We start from the raw sequence: 21697 nt of genomic DNA on the forward strand, positions 1-21697 counted from the left end.
GATCCAGAAACTGCAGGCAAGATGGGTACATGCTGGTTCCCTCCCGCCGTCGCCTGCGGATAGAAGTCTGGATTGTCTTGGGCCTGTCCTTGGGCCAGTCTGCCGTGTACTCAGTGGTGCAGCTCCTGGACAAGATGACCCGCGCACCGCTGGCGGAAGGCACCTCGACGCTCAACCGGTCGCAAAGTACCCGCGAGTACTTCGACTTGACCTACCAGCTGCTGGACATCATCTTTGCGCTGGTGCCGGTGCTGCTGGTGATCTACTTCCTTACCGACCAGCGGCAGGCCTTCTCGGGCGACGGCAGCAACGCCGGTTCGGCTTTCCGCAAGCTCGGTTTCAACTTCGAGCGGCCCGGGCGGGACATGCTTCAGGGGCTGGGGCTGGCCGCGCTGATTGGTATACCGTCCCTTGGCCTCTACGCCGCGGGCAGGGCTCTCGGAATCACGACGGCGATCATTCCCAGCGCCCTGGACGCGTACTGGTGGACGGTGCCCGTGCTGATCCTGTCCGCAATCCGCCATGCCGTGGTGGAGGAAGTCATCGTGGTGGGTTACCTGTTGAACCGTTTCGGAAAGTTCGGCTGGAGCATTCCGCTGTCCATCATGGTGAGCTCGCTGCTGCGCGGCACGTATCACCTGTACCAAGGGTTCGGCCCCTTCATTGGCAACGTGGTGATGGGCATCGTTTTCGCGTGGCTGTACACCCGCACGCGGCGTGTCATGCCACTCGTGATTGCCCATGCACTGCTGAACATCGTGGCATTTGTCGGTTTCAGCCTGTTCGGCAAGGCCGTGGGGCTGGGGTAGGGCAGCCAAGTTGACGAGGCGGGCAGCTGCCACAGCCAATCTGACGCGGTAAGGGTTCGGTCGACGGCGTTCATCCCGTGCCGGAGGGCTTATCCGCCCGGCACCCCGTGCCCGGTATGTGCGATCTGCACGTCGTCGGACAGTGGCCCTTGGACGGAACCGTCTGGCGCAGGCCTCAGATCTGACGGGTCGTCGGGCGGTGGCCACAGCTCTGACGGGTCTTCGGGTGGGGGCCATAGTGCCAGGAGGTCATCAAAGGCGCGGATGCTTTCTGGCACGGCAGAATCCGGCCAGTGGGGTGGTTCCCAGTCCTGGTGTTCGCTTTTGTAGTGCCGGCCTGTGGGTGAGGTCCAGCCGGGTGGTTCGTTTGTGGTGGCTGGTGTTGGTTTCCAGCCGCTGGTGTGTCGGAGTTTGTGGTGTTTGGGGCAGGGTTGGCCGAGGTTGGATATTCCGGTGGTGCCGCCTTTGTGCCAGACGAGGATGTGGTCGGCTTCGTTGTCCAGGGAGTTGTTGCTGCAGCCGGGGAACGGGCATTTGCCGTCCCGCAGCCGCACCCAGTTCCGCATCGCTTTGGTCAGCCGGTAGCTGGTGCGGCCGATCTCCAGTGGAGCCCCGTCCCGCGGATCCACCAGAACCCGGTAAAAAGAGCCTGCCCCGTTCGCGACGAGGTCACGGGCCATCGACGCCGGGATCGGGCCGGACCCGTCCAGCATCGCCGGTTCATCGGTCAGGCCCAGCAGGGAGAACACGGGCACGGTGACCAGGACCTGGGCCCGAATCGAAGATCCCTCCCCGCCGCCACCGGCGCTGCGGGCACTGTAGGCCCCGCCGTTGCCAAAACCATTCCCGCCGTTGCTGGAACTGTTTCCGGCGCTGACGCCGGGCCTGGTGTTGAGGAGCCCTGAAGCGAAGTTGTCGGCCCGGAGTTGGGTGAGGGTGCGGGGTTCGTCCGGTCCCTGCATTTCCCGGGAGATGGTGGTGAGCCGGTCCCAGATCGCGGATGCCTGGTCCGCGGGCAGGCACGCTGCGACCCAGCCCATCCCGTCGTTGTCCGGCCAGTATTCGACCCGCCGGTCCGCCACACTTTTGGCGTGCCGCTTCTCCAGGCTCTCCGGGTGGTGGCGTTCCCGCCAGTCCCTGGCCTTGGCTTTGAACCGGTACGCCGGCATCTCCCCGATCCTGGCGGCTGCGGCCGGTCTCGGCGTGTCCGGGTCCAGGAAGTACGCCTCCAACGCCGCCGCCCCGGTAGCGTCAAGGCCCGCGGTCTGGTCCACCATGGCCCGGGCGTGCGCCCAGGAAACCGTCCCGGCCTGCAAAGCCGAAAGGGTCCCCGGCAGGAACGTGGTTAGGGCATGGGAATCGGCGATCAAGGCTCCGGCGGCCCGGTCACCGATCGCCAGCACACACCCCACCTCGGCCACCAGGCTCCGGTCCTGCGCCGTCGCCTCGTACGGCGACGAAACAGGAGCGTTCAGCGCTTTCGTGGCTTTCGCGAAGACCGCCACGGCCTGCACCTTCGCCGCCGCCAGTTTCGCTTCCGACCGTGCAACCGCGGCCAGAACATCCAAAGCCCCATCAGCAACCCGCGGCAACGGATGATCAGCAAACCCCACGGCAGGGTACGGGCCAGCCCCGGCGTCAAGTTCGCCAGGGCCACCGGAAACAGCAACATCACTGCCAGCGAGGACCGCAGCAAACGCAGCGACGGCAGCCACAACGGCTTCCTCAGCCGCTGCCACTGCCGCCTTCGTTTCCATACCTCCATCATGGCGAGGGGGTCTGACATTTCGGGTGCCACCCTCCATCAGCTGGGCAGGGGCTGCTTATTGTCGAATCAGGTACCAGGTTTCGCCGCTCTCAACCACCGGTTCGGCCAGGAAAATGGATTCGGCCGCCATCGGCAGGTGACGCCGTTGTCACAAGCTGATGGCGGCCGAAGTTTAGAAAGGCAATCTGCCCAAGCCGAGGCCCGGGCAGGACTGCCCGGGCCTATGAAGGAGGATCAGATCGTGACAGCTCCGCTGGAGGTCTCGAATGTCACCGAAAGGATTCCGGGGGTCCCGTGTGGTGCCACCCATTCCACGGCAACGTCTTCGAGCGGCTTCTCCACCGGCTCGCCCAGCCACTCGGTAACCCGTGCTGCCGAGCCTGCAATGGTCAGACAGCTCATCTTAACGTTGCTCTCATAGGCGTTGGACGGGTGCAGCGACGGGTCGCCCTCCCACTTGAGCATGTACGGAACCTGCGGGTCGGCAATCAACCCCAGGATACCGATCTGCTTCCAAACCAGTTCGCGGCCGTCAGGAAACTTGCGGTTTCCGTTGACAGCGGCGCGTCCGAGCCGTTCTTCAAAGGGAACGAGGTCGTCAACCTCCACGCACCAGCCCATCCAACCGCCCCCGGCTGCAGACCGTGCACGCACTGCCTGGCCGAAGGGAGCCTTGTCCGAGGCGGGGTGGTCCAGGACCTCGACGACTTCGAGGTACTTGTGCCCGGCGAGCGGGATGATCATATTCCGGGTCCCGAACCGCGGGTGTATTCCACCCTTCACTGCCTCAACGCCGAGGGCAGAGGAAATACGTTCGGTGGTGGCAGCCAGGCCATCGTGTTCACAGGCGTAAGAGACGTGATCCATGCGCATGGCAACATCTTGGCACTTTGTGATCGGGCTCTCAGCTAAGGGTAGCCTTACTGGGATTTCAGTTCCGAAACGGCATCAATCCAAGGCCCCGCTGCCGGCAGTCAAGAGGACTATGTTCGTCATAATCCTGTCAACCACTGCGTCCTGTTCCTACACTGAGCTCAGGTCATGAGCGCCAGCGCCAAGCCCCGGCTCGCTGGCCGGCAACCCTCCATCCGCGGTGGGGTGCCCCGGGTGAGGACCTGGCTGTCCGGCAACGGCTGGATGGCAAGCGCGGCCCGCGGTGCTTCGAGCATGCCGGGCCCAAGTCAAAGGAGCCTTAATTGTCCAACGGATGGTCTTTCGAAACCCGCCAGATCCACGCAGGGCAGGAGCCAGACGCTGCCACGGGTGCCCGTGCCCTCCCCATTTACCAAACCACGTCCTTTGTGTTTCCCAGCGCCGAGAGCGCAGCGAACCGCTTTGCCCTTGCTGAACTGGCGCCCATCTACACCAGGATCGGCAACCCCACACAGGAAGCCGTGGAACAGCGGATCGCAAGCCTCGAAGGCGGTCTTGGAGCCCTGCTGCTCAGCTCCGGCCAGGCCGCTGAAACTTTCGCGGTCCTGAACATCGCCGAGTCGGGGGACCATATCGTTGCCAGCCCCAGCCTGTACGGCGGCACCTACAACCTCTTCGCCCACACGCTGAAGAAGTTCGGCATCTCCGTCACGTTTGTGGCGGACCCGGACAACCTGGACCAGTGGCGTGCCGCAGTGCAGCCCAACACCAAGCTGTTCTTTGGCGAGGTGGTCTCCAACCCGCGGCAGGACGTCCTGGACATCGAAGGCGTGTCCCAGGTTGCGCACGAGGCCGGGGTTCCCCTGATTGTGGACAACACCCTGTCCACCCCGTACCTGATCCGCCCGCTGGAATGGGGTGCGGACGTCGTGGTGCACTCGGCCACCAAATACCTGGGCGGCCATGGTTCTGCCATTGCGGGCGTGATCGTGGACTCAGGAAAGTTCGACTTCGCCAAGGACCCCGCCAAATTCCCCGGCTTCAACACCCCGGACCCCACCTACAACGGGCTGGTTTACGCCCGGGACCTTGGCGCCGAAGGTGCCCTGGGTGCCAACCTGTCCTACATCCTGAAGGCCCGGGTGCAGCTGCTGCGCGACCTTGGCTCGGCAGTGTCGCCCTTCAACGCCTTCCTTATCGCCCAGGGACTGGAGACGCTGAGCCTGAGGGTGGAACGGCACGTGGCCAATGCCCTGGAAGTTGCCCGATGGCTGGAAGCGCGTGACGACGTCGAATCCGTCGCCTACGCCGGGCTGCCGTCCAGCCCCTGGTACGAGCGCGGACGCAAGTACGGCCCCAAGGGCACCGGCGCCATTGTGTCGTTCAACCTCGCCGGCGGCGCGGAGGCGGGCAAGCGCTTTGTGGACGCGCTGGAGCTGCACTCCCACGTGGCAAACATCGGTGACGTCCGTTCCCTGGTGATCCACCCAGCGTCGACCACCCACAGCCAGCTCTCACCGGAGCAGCAGGTGGTTGCCGGCGTAAACCCCGGCCTGGTGCGGCTGTCCGTGGGGATCGAGCACATCGATGACATCCTGGCTGACCTCGAGGCCGGCTTCCGGGCGGCCAAGGAGGCCACCGGCGCCTAACCGTACCCAGGGCACCAGCGCGGCGGCGGGCCGGGGAAGTCACAACCAGTCACACTCTTGGCGGCAGGCAGGGCCTGTTTCGTACACTCGAACCAGGTCATGAGTGCCAGTGACAGCCCCGGCTTGCTGGCCGGCAACCCTCCTTCCGCGGTGGGGTGCCCCGGGTGAAGACCTGGCCTGCCGGTCATTCGACGGCGGGCAAGCGCGTAGAAGAGGTCTTGCCATGACGGTTACCGTCACCCGTACCACCGTCCCCGAACACGGGATTGTCCGCTACGCCTCCATCGGAGGACTGAAGCTGGAAGCCGGCGGATACCTGCCGGACGTCACCCTGGCCTACGAAACCTGGGGCACCCTGAACGAGGACGGCAGCAACGCCGTCCTCATCGAACACGCCCTTACCGGCAGCACCCACGTAACCCGGGGCGATACCGAAGAACCCGGCTGGTGGGAACAACTCGCCGGGCCGGGTGCGCCGGTGGATACCAACCGTTTCTTCGTAGTGTCCATCAACATCGTGGGCGGCTGCTATGGGTCCACCGGCCCGTCGTCGCTTGCTCCGGACGGAGCGCCCTGGGGCTCGCGTTTTCCGCTGGTGACCCTGCGGGACAGCACTGTGGCGGAGGCCCGCCTGGCCGGCCAGTTGGGGATCGAGAGCTGGTTTGCCGTGCTGGGCGGATCGATGGGAGGGGCGCGGGCGCTGGAATGGGCTGTTATGTACCCGGAGCGGGTGCGGCGTTGTGCTGTGATTGCCGTGGGCGCCGCGAGTACTGCCGAGCAGATCGCCTTTGCCCAGGCACAGACCCTCGCCATCCGGCAGGACGCCAACTTCAACGGCGGTGACTACTACAACGGACCCGCCCCCGAGGAAGGCCTGGCCCTTGCCCGGCGCATCGCGCACATCACGTACCGCTCCCCGGTGGAACTGGACGGACGGTTCGGGCGCGCGCCGCAGGCCCCCGAGTCGCCGCTTCGGGGCGAGCAGCTGGCAGCCCGCGGGCGCTACCAGGTGGAGAGCTACCTGGATCATCAGGGCAGCAAGCTGGTCCAGCGCTTCGACGCCAACAGCTACATCGCGATCACCGAGGCGCTCATGAGCCACGACATCTGCCGGGGACGGGGGCCGCTCGCCCAGACCCTGTCCAGCGTCAATGCGCGCTTTTTCATCGCCGCTGTGGACTCGGACCGGCTTTACTTCCCGTCCCAGTCGCGGGAGCTGGCGCGGGCGCTTCCCGGGGAGGTGGACGTCCACGTCATCGAGGCGCCCATCGGGCACGACGGGTTCCTCACCGAGATCGGCCAGCTCGGATCGCAGCTCCGCGAGCACCTTTTGGCATAGGCCGACCTCCCGAAAGCCCGAATATGTGCATTAATGCAGATGGGCTCTGCATGATTCGCCGTTGAGCTGGGCGGAGAGGCAGACCATACTCAATGGGACCCGGCGGTTCGTGGCGAAATCACGCGTATCCGCCACAGCCTGTCCCAGTGGTGTCGAAGACGACGCCGAAGGAGTTCACTAAATGAGTACGGAAAGCTCCGCCGCACAGCGGCCCGAGGAAACCGACGTCAGGGCCTCAGGCCTGAAGAAAGTCGTTACGGCCTCCATGGCCGGCACTGTTGTTGAGTGGTACGAGTTTTTCCTCTATGCCTCCGCCGCCACCCTGGTGTTCGGCAAAATGTTCTTCCCCAATTCCGGGACCGAACTGGATGGCATTATCGCCGCCTTCGTCACCTATGCCGTGGGCTTCGTGGCCCGCCCCATTGGCGGCATCGTCTTTGGCCACTTCGGTGACAAGTTCGGCCGCAAGCAGCTGCTGCAGCTAAGCATCATCCTGGTGGGCGTTGCCACCTTCCTGATGGGCTGCCTGCCCACCTTCGCCCAGATCGGTTACTGGGCTCCGGCCCTCCTGGTGTTCCTGCGCTTCGTGCAGGGCTTCGCCGTCGGCGGTGAATGGGGCGGCGCCGTGCTGCTTGTTGCCGAGCACAGCCCCAACAAGTCCCGCGGGTTCTGGTCCAGCTGGCCACAGTCAGCCGTACCGATGGGCAACCTCCTGGCCACCGGCGTGCTGTTCACCCTTTCGGCCACGCTTTCCCAGGAAGCATTCCTTGGCTGGGGCTGGCGCGTCGCCTTCTGGCTGTCTGCCGTCATCGTGATCATTGGCTACTACATCCGCACCAAGGTCCAGGATGCGCCGATCTTCATTGAAGCCCGCAAGGAAGTCACGGTGGAGAAGAAGGGCTACGGTGTGGCCGAAGTCTTCCGCCGCTACCCGCGCGGTGTCTTCACCGCCATGGGCCTGCGTTTTGCCGAGAACATCCTGTACTACCTTGTGGTGACCTTCTCCATCACCTACCTGAAGATCGTCGTCCAGACTGACACCTCCCGCATCCTCCTGCTCCTGCTCGTGGCGCACTTCATCCACTTCTGCGCCGTCCCGCTCGTTGGCAAGATGTCGGACGCGTTCGGCCGTCGGCCGGTCTACATGGCAGGCGCCATCCTCGGCGGCACCTGGGGCTTCTTCGCCTTCCCCATGATGGACACCGGCAACGACATCGTCATCCTGGCCGCCATCACCATCGGCCTGCTGTTCCACGCGCTGATGTATGCGGGCCAGCCGTCCATCATGGCCGAGATGTTCCCCACCCGTATGCGGTACTCCGGTGTTTCCCTGGGCTACCAGGTGACCTCCATCGTCGCCGGATCGCTGGCACCGATCATCGCCACCTCGCTGCTGAATAGCTTCAAGTCCTCCACTCCGGTGGCGCTCTACCTGCTGGGAGCCTGCATCGTGACCGCAATCTCCGTGTTCTTCCTCAAGGAGACCCGCGGCATCTCGCTCCACGATGTGGACGCAGCCGACGCCAAGGGCACCGCCGACCTGCTCGCGGCCGGCAAGAAATAGTCACTGGCACCACCAGAGCCACGTAGCACCAACTGCCCGGACCCGCGACCCCGCAGGCCCGGGCAGTTGGGTGTCAGCACCTTCGACGAAGTCAGGATCTCCCATGAAAGCAGCCGTCCTTTACTCCACCGTCCCGTCCGGCACCAGCTACACCGAAGCGCATCCCCTTCGGGTCGAGGAGCTTGACCGGCCGGAACCCCGCGCCGGTGAGCTGGGCATCACGATCACCTACTCGAGCCTGTGCCACTCGGACCTGTCCGTGGTGGACGGCTCCCGCGTCAGGCCCCTTCCCATGGCACTGGGACATGAGGCTGTTGGGCGGGTTGCCGCGGTGGGTGAAGGGGTGACGGATGTCTCCCCCGGGGACCACGTGGTCCTCGTCTTCGTTCCCAGCTGTGGTGACTGCCGGGCGTGCAGGGCGGGCCGCCCTGCACTTTGCCACCGCGCGGCGGAAGTCAACGGGTCGGGGGACCTGCTGCATGGTGAGGCCCTGCTGCGGACGCCCGCGGGGGAGCGGATCAACCACCATCTGGGGGTTTCGGCCTTCGCCGATTACGCGGTGGTGGCCCGGGAATCTGTGGTGGTCATCGACGAGGACGTCCCCGACACTGTTGCGGCAATGTTCGGTTGCGCCGTGCTCACCGGGATGGGAGCCGTCCTCAACACGGCGGCCGTCCAGCAAGGCCAGTCCGTAGCCGTCTTCGGACTCGGCGCCGTGGGGCTTTCGGCCGTCATGGCCGCGGCGCTCGCTGGTGCCTCCTCCGTAATCGCCATCGATCCGAACGCCGGCAAGCACGGCCTCGCCCTGAAATGCGGGGCAACCGCCGTGGGGACCCCGGACGAGGCTCCCCGCCTGATCCAGGAGGCCGCCGGGGACGGCGTGGACACCGCCATTGAAGCTGTGGGGTCAGCCCGGGTCATCGCATCATGCCTCGAGCACGTGACGCGTGGCGGCGCCGTGGTCTCGGTGGGCCTGCCGCACCCCACAGCGGAACTGACTGTGCCCGCGCTCCAGTTCGCGGGGGCGGGCAAGCGGCTGCTGGGCTCGTATATGGGCGACGCCGTTCCGGGCCGGGACATCCCCTTGTACCTGTCGTACTGGCGGGAGGGCAGGCTTCCCGTTGAGCTGCTGCACACCGACACCCGGCCGCTTGACGAGATCAACGAGGGCCTCGACGCGCTGGCCGCGGGACAGGTTGTGAGGCGGCTCTTCCAAGCCTGAAACACGGCTCCGGATGACCAAGACCTAGGCAGCCAGCAAGTCCTGGCGTTCGGTAACTTCTTCCTTCAGCGCAGCGATCACGGCCTGCACCCGGGCGGACCGCAGCGATTCCGGCCGTGCCACGGCCCAGATGGGCACCTGGCGCTGGAAGGCGTGGGGGAGCACCGGAACGAACTCCGGATTCCGCGCCACCATGAAGTTTGGAAGCAAACCGATGCCGGCGCCGCGGCGCACCGCCTCCACCTGGGCAAAGATGCTCGTCGCCTGGAAGCTGGACTTCGGCGTGGGCAGCTGCGAGGACCGGTGGCCCAGTTCGGCAACCTGGAGGGCTGACTCAACGTAAGAGACGAAGCCGTGCTGCCCCACGCCGTCGGGCGTTTCCGGCAGGCCCCGCTCGGCGGCGTAGGCCGGGCTGGCGTAGAGCCGGAGGAAGTAGTTGGTCAGGAAGATGGCCTGTGCGTTGCTCACGTCAGTGCGGCCCACCACCACCTCCAGGTCCACACCGGAGCGGTTCTGGCTGACCTTGCGCGTGGCACTGAGCATCTCCACATTCAGCATGGGATGCCGCTGCTGGAGGCGGACCAGCGCAGGGGTTACGAATTCGGCGCCGAAACCGTCGGAGGTGCTCAGGCGAACCATGCCGGACAGGGCGTCCCGGTCCTGGCCCGTAACGGCAGCCAATGACCCCAGCGTTTCTTCGATCGTTTCCGCCGCCGCCACGGCCGAAGCCCCCAGCTCCGTCAATTCCCAGCCGTGCGGGCTGCGCTCCAGGGTGCGGCCGCCGAGTTGCTTGTCGAGGGCGAGGATCCGGCGGGAGATGGTGGTGTGGGTGGTGCCCATCGTTTCCGCGACGGCGTTGAAGCGTCCAAGGCGGGCCACCGTGAGCAAAATCAGTAAGTCGTCCGGACTCGGAAGCCGCGCCACCCGGTGCCCTTTCCTTCGTGTGCATCAGTGCACATGCCATCTGTGATTTTTCCCCTTGATTGCACTCTAGCAGGGTGTGATGGTGGACACAGACCTTTCGGCTGCCCTCGGCCGGAGGCACAGCAAAGGAGCTTATGCCATGGCAGTAGTCGGTTGGATCGGTTTGGGAAACATGGGCGGTTCCATGTCGGGAAACCTCGCAAAGGCGGGTCACGACGTTCGGGGATTCGACCTCAACCCAGCCGCTCTCGCCGCTGCGGAGGCGGGCGGGGTGAAGCCGGTCGGGAGCATCGCCGAGGCAGTGGCGGGCGCCGACGTCGTCTTCACCATGCTTCCCAAGGGCGAACATGCCAAGGCTGTCTACCTGGGCGGGGACGGGGTGCTGGCGCACGCGGATGCGCGCACACTCTTGATCGATTCCTCCACGATCGATATCGCCGCCGCCAGGGAATTGCACGACGCCGCCGCTGCCGCCGGCTTCCGCTTCGTTGATGCCCCTGTCTCGGGCGGGATGAGCGGTGCCAAGGCAGGAACGCTCACGTTTATGGTGGGCGGTGAAGAGGGCGCCGTGGCCGACGCCACGCGCTACATCGAGCCCATGGCAGCCAACATCATCCCAACCGGCGGAGCCACCACCGGCCAGGCGGCGAAAATTTGCAACAACCTGATGCTCCTGATCAACCTGGCCTCCACTGCCGAGGGTGCCGTGCTGGCGGACCGGCTGGGCCTGGACAAGAAGGTGTTCTGGGACATCGCCTCCGTTTCCTCCGGGGACAGCTGGGCCCTGCGCACCTGGTACCCCGTTCCCGGCGTGGTCCCCACCGCTGCATCCAACAATGACTTCGCACCCACGTTTACCGCCGAGCTGGCCAACAAGGACATCGGCCTGGCCATCAGCGCTGCCGAGGACACGGGCACGCCGCTCGAAATCGGCAAGCACGTTCAGCAGCTGTACCAGCGCCTCATCGATGCGGGCGAGTCCGGCAAGGACTGCTCCATGATCATCAAGCTCGCCGACGGATCCCTGGATTCAGCAAAGTAGAAGAGAGACCTCCATGCACACCATTCCGCATTACATCAACGGCAGCCGCGTTGCCGATGCCGAGCGCTTCGGCCCCGTCTACAACCCTGCTACCGGAGAGCAGGAAAAGCAGGTGGCACTGGCTTCCGCTGCCCGGGTAGAAGAAGCCATTGCCGCCGCCGCGGCAGCGCTGCCGGCCTGGCGGGCAACGAGCCTGGCCAAACGGACCAACATCTTCTTCCGCGTCCGCGAAATCCTGACCCAGCGCAAGTCCGAGCTGGCCGCCATCCTGACCAGTGAGCACGGCAAAGTACTCTCCGACGCCGAAGGGGAAATCTCCCGCGGGCTCGAGAACATCGAGTTCGCCACGGGGCTGTCCCACATGCTCAAGGGGGAACGCTCCGAGCAGGTCTCCAGCGGCGTGGACGTCCACTCCGTCCGGCAGCCCGTGGGCGTCGTGGCCTGCATCACCCCGTTCAACTTCCCGGCCATGGTGCCGCTCTGGATGATCGGCAGTGCCCTGGCATGCGGCAATACCGTGCTCCTGAAGCCCAGTGAAAAGGATCCGTCCTCCGCCGTGTTCATTGCGGAAGTCTTCGCTGAAGCGGGACTGCCGGCCGGTGTGCTGAACGTGGTGCAGGGCGACAAAGAAGCGGTGGACGTCCTGCTCGAACACCCGGACGTCAAAGCCGTCAGCTTCGTGGGCTCAACGCCCATCGCACAGTCCATTTACAAGCGTGCTGCCGACCACGGCAAGCGGGTCCAGGCCCTTGGCGGGGCCAAGAACCACATGGTGGTCCTGCCGGACGCGGACCTGGACATGGCGGCCGATGCCGCCATCTCGGCTGCCTACGGCTCGGCAGGCGAGCGCTGCATGGCGGTCAGCGTTCTCGTCGCCGTCGGCGCCATCGCGGACGACCTTGTGGCGGCCATCCAGAGCCGGATGGCTACCCTGACCATCGGACCAGGCACCGACCCGGCATCACAGATGGGCCCGCTGATCACCGCCGAACACCGGGAGAGGGTGGCCTCCTATGTGGCGGGGGCCGAAAACGAGGGTGCCACGGTGGTTGTCGACGGCCGTTCGCAGCAGTTCGATTCCAAGGGGTTCTTCATCGGGGTCAGCCTGGTGGACCACGTGAAGCCGGGCATGAAGGTGTACGACGACGAAATCTTCGGCCCCGTCCTGTCCGTGGTCCGTGTGGATACCTACAGCGATGCGGTCCGCCTGGTCAACGACAACGAGTTCGGCAACGGCGTTGCCATCTTCACCCGCGACGGCGGCGCCGCCCGCCAATTCGAGTTCGACGTCGAGGCGGGCATGGTGGGCGTCAACGTGCCCATCCCGGTGCCGGTGGGGACTTTCTCCTTCGGCGGCTGGAAGAACTCCCTGTTCGGCGATACGCACATGTACGGGCCGGACAGCATCCGCTTCTACACCAGGGGCAAAGTGGTCACCACGCGGTGGCCGGACCCGGCGACCTCCGTGATCGACCTGGGCTTTCCGCAGGTGGACTGACGCAGGTGAACTGACGCAGGTGGACTGACGCAGGTGGTCTGACGCAGGTCAGCCGTTCATGATCTCGCCGCGGCGGGCCATGTACTCCTCCACGGAAAGTTCCCCATTGCTGTATTTCTCATCCAGTTCGGCGAGCTTGCGTGCGCGGTAGCCCTGCGGGGCCGACGGCGGCGGGGGAGTGGCAGGTGCCGCGGGCTGCTGCGGGGCTTGGGGTTGCCCCTGCCGGGGTTGTTCCGGCTGGGGCTGCCCGTACGGCGGAAACTGCTGGTCCATGGGTGGAACCGGCTGGATGGGCGGCAGCGGCTGTGGGCGGTCAAGCTCGCGGAATCCGCCGCCGAAATAGTCCTGCTGGGTGTAGCCGTCCCGGGGCTGTTTGCTCTGCGGGCCGGCCGAGCCGGGGAACTGGCCGCCGCCGGGGAACTGGGCGCCGCCCGGGAACTGCCCTCCGCCGGGAAACTGCTCAGGGTAGCGCCCGGAAAAGCTTTGCTCATGGTTCCTGCGGGCGACAGACTTCCGGTACATCCGCATGGCCATCGGGATCAGGAATGACAAAATGATGATCCAGAAAAACAAGTTGCTCACGGTGCCGTGCCTCTCATGTGTGTCCTTCCAGCTTAGCCCCGTAGTGCACGCGGACGGCCGGGAGCCCAGTGAAGGCGCCGTACCGGTCCACTGCCTCCTGCACTGCGGCTGCCAGCGGGGAACCCGGCCGGTCATCGGAACTGGAGAGCCGGATATCCAGCTCACACCGACCGGGAAGCAGCGTATGCCGCCAGGAACCGGCCATCCGCCCGTCCAGCAGCACCACGTGCATCGGTTGGCCCTCGAAAGGAAATGCGGGAGCTCCGCCGCCCATGTAATGCCGGGTGGCGGAATAGCCCATGATGTATTCGTCGTAGCACTGGACCAGGTCCACCAGGGGACCCTGGACCGTAGCCCGTCCGGCCTGTGCCCGCGGACGGGGCTGGTCGGCAGCGAAGTAATGCTCGACGCCGTCGATCACGTTGGCGGCCAGGGCATTGGGCCGAGCCTCCCTGGACACCTGTAGCCCCTTCCGGACGTTTGTCAAAGTTAAACCCGACCAGCCGGCGCAGTCTTTGGCCGTGGCGGGCCCGCGGCTGGAGAAATAGCGGAAGGCCAGTTCAGCCAGCGCTTCCTCGCGGGCAGGCGGTGGCTGCCTGGCGGCCGGAACCCGCTCGTCGAAGAGGGCATAAGTCTGTTTTAGCGCCCCGCCGCGGCTGCGGACAGGCGTGCCGCTGACAAGGACGCCACTGACCTCGGCGTGCATGATGATGTACGCAAGGCGCAGTCCACTGGCCCTGATTCCGGCCGCCTGCAGCCTAGCGGCAAGTTGCTCGCGGGTGAGGTGGTTGCCGCCCGCCACAGCCCCGGCCAGCACCTCCCCGGCCCGGGTGGCAGTTGCTGTATCGATTCCGGTGAGACGGTACGTCGCCGCGTTGGCCTGGTGGAGCCGTGGGGCCGAGAGGGCTGACAGCCAGCGGAGGTCGTCCCGGTGGACGAAATGCCAGGTGGGGCGAAGGATATGAGTGCGCAGGATCCGGCCATCGGCCACTGCGCCCTCGATGTCCGCTGCCGTCACCGGCGGCTCAACACTGCGTGATACCCGCTGGGCGAGGCTCCACCTGGCGTAGGGAAATTCCTGTGCCTGCACGGCCAGCAGGTTGCGCAGGGCGGCCTCCGGCGAGGGAGCGCCTGGTTCCCGGAGCAGCTGGGAGGAAAGCCGCTGCCGTACTACCGCATCCGGTTCCATATCCATCGCCAGTTAGCTGTATTGAGAGAGGTTCGTGACGCGGCGGGCCGCCGCCTGTCCGGAAGCATCGCCCGGGCGCTAGCGCCGGGCAGGCTCAGCGGTGCCCAGCGGACCCTCGCCGGATCCCAGTGGAACGCCCGGACCAAAGATGGGACCCGGCGTCGGACGCTTTGCGGTGATCCCGTCGCCCGAAGACTGGTGGCGCAGCCTGCGCAGTACCCACGGCACAAAGTACTCGCGGGCCCACACCAGGTCCCCGGAGCGCGCCTCGCGCCAGGTGCGGGGCGGCAGTGGTTTGGGCTGCAGCGGCTCCAGCGTGTGCTCCACATTCAGCGAGTCCAGCACCATGGCTGCAATCGTATGGTGGCCAAGAGGGGAGAAGTGCAGCCGGTCCCGGTCCCACATCTGCGGGTCGCTGAGTTGCCGCAGCGACCACATGTCGGCGATAACGGCATCATGCCGGGCAGCCACGGTACGCAGGTTTTCGTTGTAGATGGCCACCTTGCTGCGGATCCTGCCCAGCACCGAGGAGCCGGTGTCCGGTCCGTTGAAGAGGACCACCGTTGCACCGCCCATGGCCAGGATCTGCACCACCGAGTCGAGCTTTTCAGCCAGGGCATCAGGGTCGCCGCCCGGGCGCAGCAGGTCGTTGCCGCCGGCCGAAAGGGTGACGAGGTCCGGCTTGAGCGCCAGGCACGGGGCAAGCTGCTGGTCCACGATCTGCTGCAGCAACCTGCCGCGCACGGCCAGGTTCGCGTAGGCGAAGTCGGGCTGCGTACGGCCCAGTTCCTCCGCCACCCGGTCCGCCCAGCCGCGGTAGCCGCCTGGGCGTGAGGGCTCGGGGTCGCCGATGCCCTCCGTGAAGGAATCGCCCATTGCCACGTAGCGGGTCCAGGGGTGGGATCCGGCGCGGGCAGTGGGGGATTGAATGGCACTTGTGTCAGTCACGGTCCTATCCTGCCTTCCGCTTCACTGGCTACGCGAACGTAGGTTGTTACCTTTCGGTAGCTGTAACAATGGAAACCATGACTGAAGCCGAAGTATTTCCTGCCCCTGTTGTCCTGTGGTCCCATGAGGAGGACCAGCGCGACGGCAGGCCGCTGCTGGTACTGCTGCACGGCTACGGCGCCAACGAACAGGACCTGCTCAGTCTGGCTGACCTGCTGCCCGGGGACTTCGCCGTCGCTTCCATCCGGGCTCCCATCGCCATGGGCCCGGGGTTCACCTGGTTCCCGCTGACGGCGTCCATTGACTACTCCGTGGAGCGGGTCAAGGCGGCGTCGTCCTTTGTGCTGGACTGGATCGACACCATCAAGGTGGGGCATCCCTCGGTTTCCCTGCTCGGCTTCTCGATGGGAATGGCCATGGCCACCACGCTCCTGCGGCAGCGGCCCACCGACTTCGCGGCCGTCGTCGGGCTCTCAGGCTTTGTGGTGGACGCCGGCGACGATCCCAGCTTCAGGGACGACGAACTGGACGGCACCGTTCCCCTGTTCTGGGGCCGGGACCAGCAGGACCCTGTGATCACCCCGGACAAGATCGACTACACCATGGGCTGGGTCCGCAAGCACGTCAAACTCACCAAGGTCCAGTACACAGGCATGTGGCACGGAATCAACCAGCAGGAGATCGGCCACGTGGGTGAATTCCTCACCCACGAGGTCCTCAAGAAGTAGGCGGACGACGACGGGTGCGGGCCCGGCAGGTTAGCCAGCCTGGGGTGCCACCACCCGGACCGTTTGCCCGTTGACCGTGACGGTATCGCCATTGTGCAGCTGGCGGCCGCGGCGGTCGTCGATCTCCCCGTTGACCTTGACGAGCCCGTTCTTGATGAGGTCCGCCGCCTCAACGCCGTCTTCCACCAGGTTGGCGAGCTTGAGCAGCTGGCCAAGGCGGATCATGCTGTCGCGGATGGGGATGTCTTCAACACGGTTGCTCATGAAGCAATAATGCCTGACGTAAGGTGGATTCAGTGACCTCCACCCATCGCCTGCCGTTGCTTGCAGGCCTTCCCTTAGCGGTGGGCGCAGGCCTTGCCATTCCCCTGCAGGGCCGGATTAACGGTGCGCTGGGTGCCCGGTTGAACGACGGCATCGCCGCTTCCGTGGTGAGCTTCAGCACAGGGCTCGTGGTGATGATCCTGATCTCGCTGCTCCTGCCGCGCGGCCGGGCCGGCCTGGCCAGCATCCTGCCGGCCGTCCGCACCCGGGCGTTTCCCCGGATCTACGTCCTTGCCGGCGGCATCGGGGCGCTGTTCGTCTTTGCTCAGTCCTTTACGGTGGGCATCCTGGGCGTGGCCCTCTTCACGGTTGCCACCGTCACCGGGCAGACCGTCAGCGGGCTGCTCGTGGACCGGCTGGGGATTGGGCCGGCAGGCCGGAAGCCGGTCACCGGGATCCGGATCGTCGGCTGCCTGCTGACCATTGCCGCCGTCGCCTGGGCAGTGTCCCCGCGGTTCGCCGCGGGCGCAGGGCCCGGAACAGCGTCCGACGGCGGGCCGGCGGACCTGCTGCTTCCGCTTCTGCTCCCCGTCGCCGCCGGGTTCCTGATGAGCTTCCAGCAGGCCATGAACGGAACAGCCACCGTTCACTACGGCACACCGATCGCCGCCACCCTGGTCAATTTCGTGGCCGGTTCGGTGGTTCTCTGGACGGCGTACGCCATCAAGCTGGCCGTGGTTGGCGCCGGCAACCCGCTGCCGGGGGAGTGGTGGTACTACGTCGGCGGCCCGATGGGATGCGTGTTCATCGGCCTGGGCGCACTGCTGGTCCGCAGCCTGGGCGTCCTGGTCACGGGCCTGGGCATGATCGCCGGGCAGCTGCTCGGCTCGCTTGCCCTTGACGTGGTCCTGCCGGCGCCGGGGACCGTGGTTGCCCCGGCCACAGTGCTCGGCACCATCCTGACACTGGCCGCCATCATCCTGGCAACCCTGCCCTGGCCGCGGGGCGCGCTCCGCAGGTAGGCACCGGTAGGCTAGGACACGCAGCTTTTTCGCATCTTTCCTTCATCCGCCCCCGCGGCAGCCAGCGGTCATGCGCCTCCGGCTTGCCCGGGGCCTGAAAACCGCGGACCGCACCCAGCGGCCCTGTAGAAATTGGAGTTACCCCATGGCAGCAAAATCCGTTCTCGACCAGGTCATTTCCCTCTCCAAGCGGAGGGGCTTTGTGTTCCAGGCCGGTGAGATCTACGGAGGTTCGCGCTCTGCCTGGGACTACGGGCCCCTCGGCGCCGAGCTGAAGGAAAACATCAAGCGCCAGTGGTGGCAGTCAATGGTCCGCGGCCGCGAGGACGTGGTGGGCCTCGACTCCTCCGTCATCCTCCCCCGCCAGGTGTGGGAAGCCTCCGGCCACGTTGAGGTCTTCTCCGACCCGCTGGTGGAGTGCCTTTCCTGCCACAAGCGCTACCGCGCGGACCACCTCGAGGAAGAATACGAGGAAAAGAAGGGCCGCCCCGCCGAGAACGGCCTGAAGGACATTGCCTGCGCCAACTGCGGTACCCGCGGTGAATGGACCGAGCCGCAGGAATTCAGCGGCCTCCTGAAGACCTTCCTTGGCCCGGTGGCCAGCGAGGAAGGCATGCACTACCTGCGCCCGGAAACGGCCCAGGGCATCTTCGTGAACTTCAACAACGTCCTCACCACCTCGCGCAAGAAGCCGCCGTTCGGCATCGGCCAGATCGGCAAGTCCTTCCGCAACGAGATCACGCCCGGCAACTTCATTTTCCGTACCCGCGAGTTCGAGCAGATGGAAATGGAGTTCTTCGTCGAGCCCGGCACCGATGAGGAATGGCACCAGTACTGGATGAAGGAGCGCATGTCCTGGTACACCGGCCTGGGCATCCGGGAGGAAAACCTGCGCTTCTTCGAGCACCCGCAGGAAAAGCTGAGCCACTACTCCAAGGGCACCACGGACATCGAGTACCGCTTCGGCTTCCAGGGCTCGGAATGGGGCGAGCTGGAAGGCATCGCCAACCGCACCGACTTTGACCTCTCCACCCACGCCAAGGCCTCCGGCCAGGACCTGAGCTACTTCAACCAGGCCACCAACGAGCGGTACACCCCCTACGTCATCGAACCGGCCGCCGGCCTCACCCGCTCCTTCATGGCGTTCCTGGTGGACGCCTACACCGAGGACCAGGCGCCCAACGCCAAGGGCGGCGTGGACGTCCGCACCGTCCTGAAGCTGGATCCGCGCCTGGCCCCGGTCAAGGCCGCCGTGCTGCCCCTGAGCCGCAACGAGGACCTGTCACCGAAGGCCAAGGACCTTGGCGCGCAGCTGCGAAAGAACTGGAACATCGACTTCGACGATGCCGGCGCCATTGGCCGCCGCTACCGCCGGCAGGACGAAATCGGTACCCCGTTCTGCATCACCGTGGACTTCGACACCCTTGAGGACCAGGCCGTGACCATCCGCGAGCGGGACACCATGAGCCAGGAACGCGTTTCCCTGGACAAGGTGGAGGGCTACCTGGCCGCACGCCTGATCGGCGCGTAGCAGTGGCCATCGAATACCGCGCATGGCGCGAGGGCGATGACCTGGCCCTCCTGGAGATCTGGGGCGGCCCCGAAACGTACCAGGCGCGGCAGTTCCGCGGCGCGCTGGCGGTCTCATCGGCCGGGGGCAGCGGTACGCCCTGGCGCCGCTGCATCGTGGCCGAGGATGTAGTGGACGGCGTCGGAATCCCGGTCGCGGCGGGCGTCGTCTACGAGGCCTCCCTGCACCCGGAGCGGCTCTGGACCTACATCGAGGTGGCGCGCGACCACCGGCGCTCGGGCATCGGCGCGACGCTCCTGACCATGCTGCGCCGGGAAGCGGAGCAGTCGCCGTCGGGCGTGTCAAAACTCCGCGCCAAGGTGGAGCCGGGCACCCCGGGCGCCGCCTTCGCTGAGCACTTCGGCCTTTCGCCCATCCAGCGTTCCCGGCTGGTGGTAGTTGAACCGGGCGCCCTCCGGCTTCCGGTGTTCCCCGCGGATGACGACGGCGGCAGGCCGGCCAACGACGAAAACGCCGGCTCCGACGTCGTAATGGACCTGGCCACCGGCTCAGTGGAACTGACCGACGTTGTGGGCCGCTACTACACCGCGATCCACGGTTGGGATTCCCCGGGCGTGCTGTCCGTGGGCCAGGTGCAGCGGCTGTTCCTGGACGACCTCACCGGCGCCCATGGCGCCATCGTGCTGCGCGCCCGCCCGGAATCCGCTTTTGGCGCCGGTGTGGCCCCAAGCAAGAGGGGCCGGATCCGTGCCTTTGCCGTCAGCTATGCGGCGCCGGCAAACCCTGACGCGGCACCAAACCAGGAGGATGCCGGGCCGGAAACGCCCACGGACGTCTTCGTCGGCCACGAGCCCGCGCTGGACGCCGGTGATGCTGCCGAGGCGGTCCGGGACATGCTCGCCCTGATTGCCTACCAGCACCCGGTGATGCTGGAACTGGACGATTCGATGACGGCCCTCCGCGCCGCCGTCGAGCCCCTGCTGGACAATGGCAAGGCACGCCTCGCCGGGCCGGAAACCCTGGTGGTCTCGGACTAGGCAGCATCCAGGTGACTCGCAGTTGACGCTCCCATAACGCGGTGCCGGGACGTTAACTGCGAGTCACTTACTGCGTCAGGTTCGTTTAGGCGGCCAGGGGATGAAGCTGCTGGTCGCTTCAACGTACTCGCGGTAACCAGGCCGTCCGGACATCGCCTGCTCCGCCAGCGGCTTGCCCGTCTTCGCCGCCAGGGTCCACACCATCAATGCAGGCGAGAGGACGGTCAGGATTCCCGGCCATGAGTCGGCGGCGATCAGGAACAACCCCGTCCATACGGCGGCGTCGCCAAAGTAGTTGGGGTGCCGGGTCAGGCGCCACAGGCCGGTGTCCAGGACAGTTCCGCGCCGGCGCAGGTCCCGCTTGAACTGCTGCAGCTGCCAGTCGCCCACGGCCTCGAAGAAGAATCCGGTGAGCCAGAGCAGGACGCCCAGGACGGCAAGCCAGCCCAGCCCGCCTGTGGCGAACATTCCAACCTGGACGGACAGGGAAACGAAGAACATCACCAACCCCTGGGGCAGGTAGACCCGCCGCAGCGCATAAATATCCCTGTTGCCGGGGGCAGCGCCAAGCAAAGCAACGTACCGCGGGTCCTCGTGGCCGTCGCGGGCGCGCCAGCCGATATGGGTGCCCAGGCGCAGGCCCCACACCGCGGTCAGGAGGAGGAGCAGCAGCCGCCTGGCGTCATCGCCTTCCCCGGCGGAGAGGAACCAGGACACCGCGGCAACCGCCACGAACCCGGGTCCCCAGGCCACGTCCATCACCGAGTGGCGTCTTTGCCGGACGGCCACGGCGTACGTCACCGCGAGGACTGCGACGACGGTCAGCACCGTCCAGGGCAGGGCGGCCGCAAAGTCCGCCCAGGGGAAGGGACTCACAGGGTCACCTGAACCGATGATGCCGGCAGCAGTTGCTCAAACCCCCGCGGCAATTCGACGTCAGCCCCGGTTGATTCGCCGAAGGCCTTCAGGACAAACCCGGTGGAGAGCGTGTGCCACAGCCGGACTTTGCGGAACATAAAATGCCCTGCGCCTTTCAGTGCTACGTACTGCATGGATTCAGCCTCTGCGGCGGCATGCCGGGCAAAAACGAGCGACGCCGACGGGCTGGTCCACCTGTCGATGGTGCCGTGGACGATCAGCACCTTCCGGCCAGCCACGGCCGAGACCGGAGTCCCGGGGCTGAGCCAGGGCGCCAGTGCCACAACTGCTTCCACCTGCGGGTGATCGGCAGCGCAGACAGCCGTCAGGCCACCCATCGAATGCCCCACCAGGAACACGGGAACGCCGGGATGCCGGCTGCTGATCTGCTCCAGGGCCCAGCGTGCGTCCTGCAGCGGCGTCATGTCCGCCCCGTTCCAGCCGCGCACGCTGTTGCGAAGGGACCAGACCGCAAGGCCATGCTTTCTGCCGGCCCGGTGCAGGTGCCTTGCGAAGGGGACCATCCTCGCTGGGCTCAGGTGGCGCGCCTCCACCGGCTCGCGGCTGTGCGATTTTCCGCCGTGCAGCACCAGGGCAATGCCCAAGGTAGGCCCGGACGATGGAAGCACGCTGAGGACGGCCTGGTGGTCCGTTTCGGCGGGCATCCGTGCGGTGTCAGAACTGTGATTTTCCTCGGTGCTGCCGTTGGCCATGCCCTGTTCCTCCCGGTTCTGGCGATCCATTTATCAACCCTATGGTGGCGGACGTAGAGTGCAACGTATGAGGTTCT

At 66.0% G+C, this 21697-nt stretch carries 20 protein-coding genes and 2 riboswitches; of the genes, 11 read left to right on the forward strand and 9 right to left on the reverse strand.

Annotated features, from left to right (window positions below):
- Positions 1-29: 29 nt before the first annotated feature.
- Complete coding sequence (locus tag M8J71_RS05275) at positions 30-809, forward strand: CPBP family intramembrane glutamic endopeptidase (RefSeq protein WP_256246925.1); 780 nt, start codon at positions 30-32, stop codon at positions 807-809.
- Positions 810-898: 89 nt separating this feature from the next.
- Here M8J71_RS05275 and M8J71_RS05280 read toward each other — a convergent pair whose 3' ends face one another.
- Together M8J71_RS05280 and M8J71_RS05285 are read right to left on the reverse strand one after the other, a co-directional pair.
- Positions 899-2566: an HNH endonuclease signature motif containing protein gene (locus M8J71_RS05280; RefSeq protein ID WP_256246926.1), complete on the reverse strand. Its 1668-nt coding sequence runs from the start codon at positions 2564-2566 to the stop codon at positions 899-901.
- A gap of 245 nt (positions 2567-2811) precedes the next feature.
- The gene (locus M8J71_RS05285; RefSeq protein ID WP_256246927.1) at positions 2812-3450 is read right to left on the reverse strand and encodes a VOC family protein; all 639 of its coding nucleotides are present in this window, start codon (positions 3448-3450) and stop codon (positions 2812-2814) included.
- Between the two features lie 164 nt (positions 3451-3614).
- A riboswitch (SAM riboswitch) is annotated at positions 3615-3730 on the forward strand.
- A 43-nt stretch (positions 3731-3773) separates the two neighbouring features.
- On the opposite strand from M8J71_RS05285, the gene M8J71_RS05290 reads away from it, so the two are divergent.
- The 4 genes from M8J71_RS05290 (at position 3774) to M8J71_RS05305 (ending at position 9224) form a co-directional block, all read left to right on the forward strand.
- Positions 3774-5099 (forward strand): bifunctional o-acetylhomoserine/o-acetylserine sulfhydrylase, encoded by a 1326-nt coding sequence (locus M8J71_RS05290; protein WP_256246928.1) that lies wholly within the window; start codon positions 3774-3776, stop codon positions 5097-5099.
- Positions 5100-5194: 95 nt separating this feature from the next.
- Positions 5195-5310: riboswitch (SAM riboswitch) on the forward strand.
- Between the two features lie 12 nt (positions 5311-5322).
- Entirely contained in the window at positions 5323-6438 is a 1116-nt protein-coding gene (gene metX / locus M8J71_RS05295; RefSeq protein WP_256246929.1) for a homoserine O-acetyltransferase MetX, read from the forward strand.
- A 181-nt stretch (positions 6439-6619) separates the two neighbouring features.
- Positions 6620-8002, forward strand: a complete 1383-nt coding sequence (locus tag M8J71_RS05300; protein WP_256246930.1) for an MFS transporter — start codon at positions 6620-6622, stop codon at positions 8000-8002.
- Positions 8003-8105: 103 nt separating this feature from the next.
- The gene (locus M8J71_RS05305; RefSeq protein ID WP_256246931.1) at positions 8106-9224 is read left to right on the forward strand and encodes a zinc-dependent alcohol dehydrogenase family protein; all 1119 of its coding nucleotides are present in this window, start codon (positions 8106-8108) and stop codon (positions 9222-9224) included.
- Between the two features lie 24 nt (positions 9225-9248).
- On the opposite strand, the gene M8J71_RS05310 is transcribed toward M8J71_RS05305, so the two are convergent.
- Positions 9249-10148: a LysR family transcriptional regulator gene (locus tag M8J71_RS05310; RefSeq protein ID WP_256246932.1), complete on the reverse strand. Its 900-nt coding sequence runs from the start codon at positions 10146-10148 to the stop codon at positions 9249-9251.
- Between the two features lie 139 nt (positions 10149-10287).
- Here M8J71_RS05310 and mmsB point away from each other — a divergent pair, with 139 nt between their 5' ends.
- Both mmsB and M8J71_RS05320 read left to right on the forward strand, forming a co-directional pair.
- Positions 10288-11190, forward strand: a complete 903-nt coding sequence (gene mmsB / locus M8J71_RS05315; RefSeq protein WP_256246933.1) for a 3-hydroxyisobutyrate dehydrogenase — start codon at positions 10288-10290, stop codon at positions 11188-11190.
- 13 nt (positions 11191-11203) lie between these two features.
- Positions 11204-12688, forward strand: a complete 1485-nt coding sequence (locus M8J71_RS05320) for a CoA-acylating methylmalonate-semialdehyde dehydrogenase (RefSeq protein WP_256246934.1) — start codon at positions 11204-11206, stop codon at positions 12686-12688.
- Between the two features lie 48 nt (positions 12689-12736).
- Here the strand turns inward: M8J71_RS05320 and M8J71_RS05325 are convergent, their stop codons facing one another.
- From M8J71_RS05325 to M8J71_RS05335, 3 genes are all read right to left on the reverse strand, one after another.
- Positions 12737-13270 (reverse strand): hypothetical protein, encoded by a 534-nt coding sequence (locus M8J71_RS05325; protein WP_256246935.1) that lies wholly within the window; start codon positions 13268-13270, stop codon positions 12737-12739.
- Between the two features lie 13 nt (positions 13271-13283).
- Positions 13284-14465 (reverse strand): winged helix DNA-binding domain-containing protein, encoded by a 1182-nt coding sequence (locus M8J71_RS05330; RefSeq protein ID WP_308292946.1) that lies wholly within the window; start codon positions 14463-14465, stop codon positions 13284-13286.
- A 72-nt stretch (positions 14466-14537) separates the two neighbouring features.
- Positions 14538-15407, reverse strand: coding sequence for an SGNH/GDSL hydrolase family protein (locus M8J71_RS05335; protein ID WP_163164380.1), 870 nt, complete (start codon positions 15405-15407; stop codon positions 14538-14540).
- 77 nt (positions 15408-15484) lie between these two features.
- Here M8J71_RS05335 and M8J71_RS05340 point away from each other — a divergent pair, with 77 nt between their 5' ends.
- Positions 15485-16135 carry an alpha/beta hydrolase gene (locus M8J71_RS05340; RefSeq protein ID WP_256246936.1) on the forward strand — a complete coding sequence of 217 codons (651 nt, stop codon included), beginning with the start codon at positions 15485-15487 and terminating at the stop codon, positions 16133-16135.
- A gap of 30 nt (positions 16136-16165) precedes the next feature.
- On the opposite strand, the gene M8J71_RS05345 is transcribed toward M8J71_RS05340, so the two are convergent.
- Complete coding sequence (locus tag M8J71_RS05345) at positions 16166-16399, reverse strand: RNA-binding S4 domain-containing protein (protein WP_256246937.1); 234 nt, start codon at positions 16397-16399, stop codon at positions 16166-16168.
- A 32-nt stretch (positions 16400-16431) separates the two neighbouring features.
- Between M8J71_RS05345 and M8J71_RS05350 the strand changes: the two genes are divergently transcribed.
- The 3 genes from M8J71_RS05350 (at position 16432) to M8J71_RS05360 (ending at position 19989) form a co-directional block, all read left to right on the forward strand.
- Positions 16432-17421 carry a DMT family transporter gene (locus M8J71_RS05350; protein ID WP_256246938.1) on the forward strand — a complete coding sequence of 330 codons (990 nt, stop codon included), beginning with the start codon at positions 16432-16434 and terminating at the stop codon, positions 17419-17421.
- 145 nt (positions 17422-17566) lie between these two features.
- A complete protein-coding gene (locus tag M8J71_RS05355) occupies positions 17567-18952 on the forward strand; it encodes a glycine--tRNA ligase (protein ID WP_256246939.1) in 1386 nt (461 codons plus the stop codon).
- A 2-nt stretch (positions 18953-18954) separates the two neighbouring features.
- Positions 18955-19989 carry a GNAT family N-acetyltransferase gene (locus tag M8J71_RS05360; protein WP_256246940.1) on the forward strand — a complete coding sequence of 345 codons (1035 nt, stop codon included), beginning with the start codon at positions 18955-18957 and terminating at the stop codon, positions 19987-19989.
- 75 nt (positions 19990-20064) lie between these two features.
- Here M8J71_RS05360 and M8J71_RS05365 read toward each other — a convergent pair whose 3' ends face one another.
- Positions 20065-20865, reverse strand: coding sequence for a DUF1295 domain-containing protein (locus M8J71_RS05365; protein WP_256246941.1), 801 nt, complete (start codon positions 20863-20865; stop codon positions 20065-20067).
- Positions 20862-21572, reverse strand: a complete 711-nt coding sequence (locus M8J71_RS05370; protein ID WP_256247064.1) for an alpha/beta hydrolase — start codon at positions 21570-21572, stop codon at positions 20862-20864. The genes M8J71_RS05365 and M8J71_RS05370 overlap by 4 nt, the downstream gene beginning before the upstream one ends.
- Between the last annotated feature and the right edge of the window lie 125 nt (positions 21573-21697).

Origin of the sequence: Pseudarthrobacter sp. R1, assembly GCF_024494415.1 — a bacterium.
Classification (GTDB): domain Bacteria; phylum Actinomycetota; class Actinomycetes; order Actinomycetales; family Micrococcaceae; genus Arthrobacter.

Bases quoted from the DNA above. Each gene is read 5' to 3' on its own strand.
- M8J71_RS05275 (WP_256246925.1), top strand. From the start codon at position 30: ATGCTGGTTCCCTCCCGCCGTCGCCTGCGGATAGAAGTCTGGATTGTC.
- M8J71_RS05280 (WP_256246926.1), bottom strand. From the start codon at position 2,566: ATGGAAACGAAGGCGGCAGTGGCAGCGGCTGAGGAAGCCGTTGTGGCT.
- M8J71_RS05285 (WP_256246927.1), bottom strand. From the start codon at position 3,450: ATGCGCATGGATCACGTCTCTTACGCCTGTGAACACGATGGCCTGGCT.
- metX (WP_256246929.1), top strand. From the start codon at position 5,323: ATGACGGTTACCGTCACCCGTACCACCGTCCCCGAACACGGGATTGTC.
- M8J71_RS05300 (WP_256246930.1), top strand. From the start codon at position 6,620: ATGAGTACGGAAAGCTCCGCCGCACAGCGGCCCGAGGAAACCGACGTC.
- M8J71_RS05305 (WP_256246931.1), top strand. From the start codon at position 8,106: ATGAAAGCAGCCGTCCTTTACTCCACCGTCCCGTCCGGCACCAGCTAC.
- mmsB (WP_256246933.1), top strand. From the start codon at position 10,288: ATGGCAGTAGTCGGTTGGATCGGTTTGGGAAACATGGGCGGTTCCATG.
- M8J71_RS05320 (WP_256246934.1), top strand. From the start codon at position 11,204: ATGCACACCATTCCGCATTACATCAACGGCAGCCGCGTTGCCGATGCC.
- M8J71_RS05330 (WP_308292946.1), bottom strand. From the start codon at position 14,465: ATGGATATGGAACCGGATGCGGTAGTACGGCAGCGGCTTTCCTCCCAG.
- M8J71_RS05340 (WP_256246936.1), top strand. From the start codon at position 15,485: ATGACTGAAGCCGAAGTATTTCCTGCCCCTGTTGTCCTGTGGTCCCAT.
- M8J71_RS05345 (WP_256246937.1), bottom strand. From the start codon at position 16,399: ATGAGCAACCGTGTTGAAGACATCCCCATCCGCGACAGCATGATCCGC.
- M8J71_RS05355 (WP_256246939.1), top strand. From the start codon at position 17,567: ATGGCAGCAAAATCCGTTCTCGACCAGGTCATTTCCCTCTCCAAGCGG.
- M8J71_RS05370 (WP_256247064.1), bottom strand. From the start codon at position 21,572: ATGCCCGCCGAAACGGACCACCAGGCCGTCCTCAGCGTGCTTCCATCG.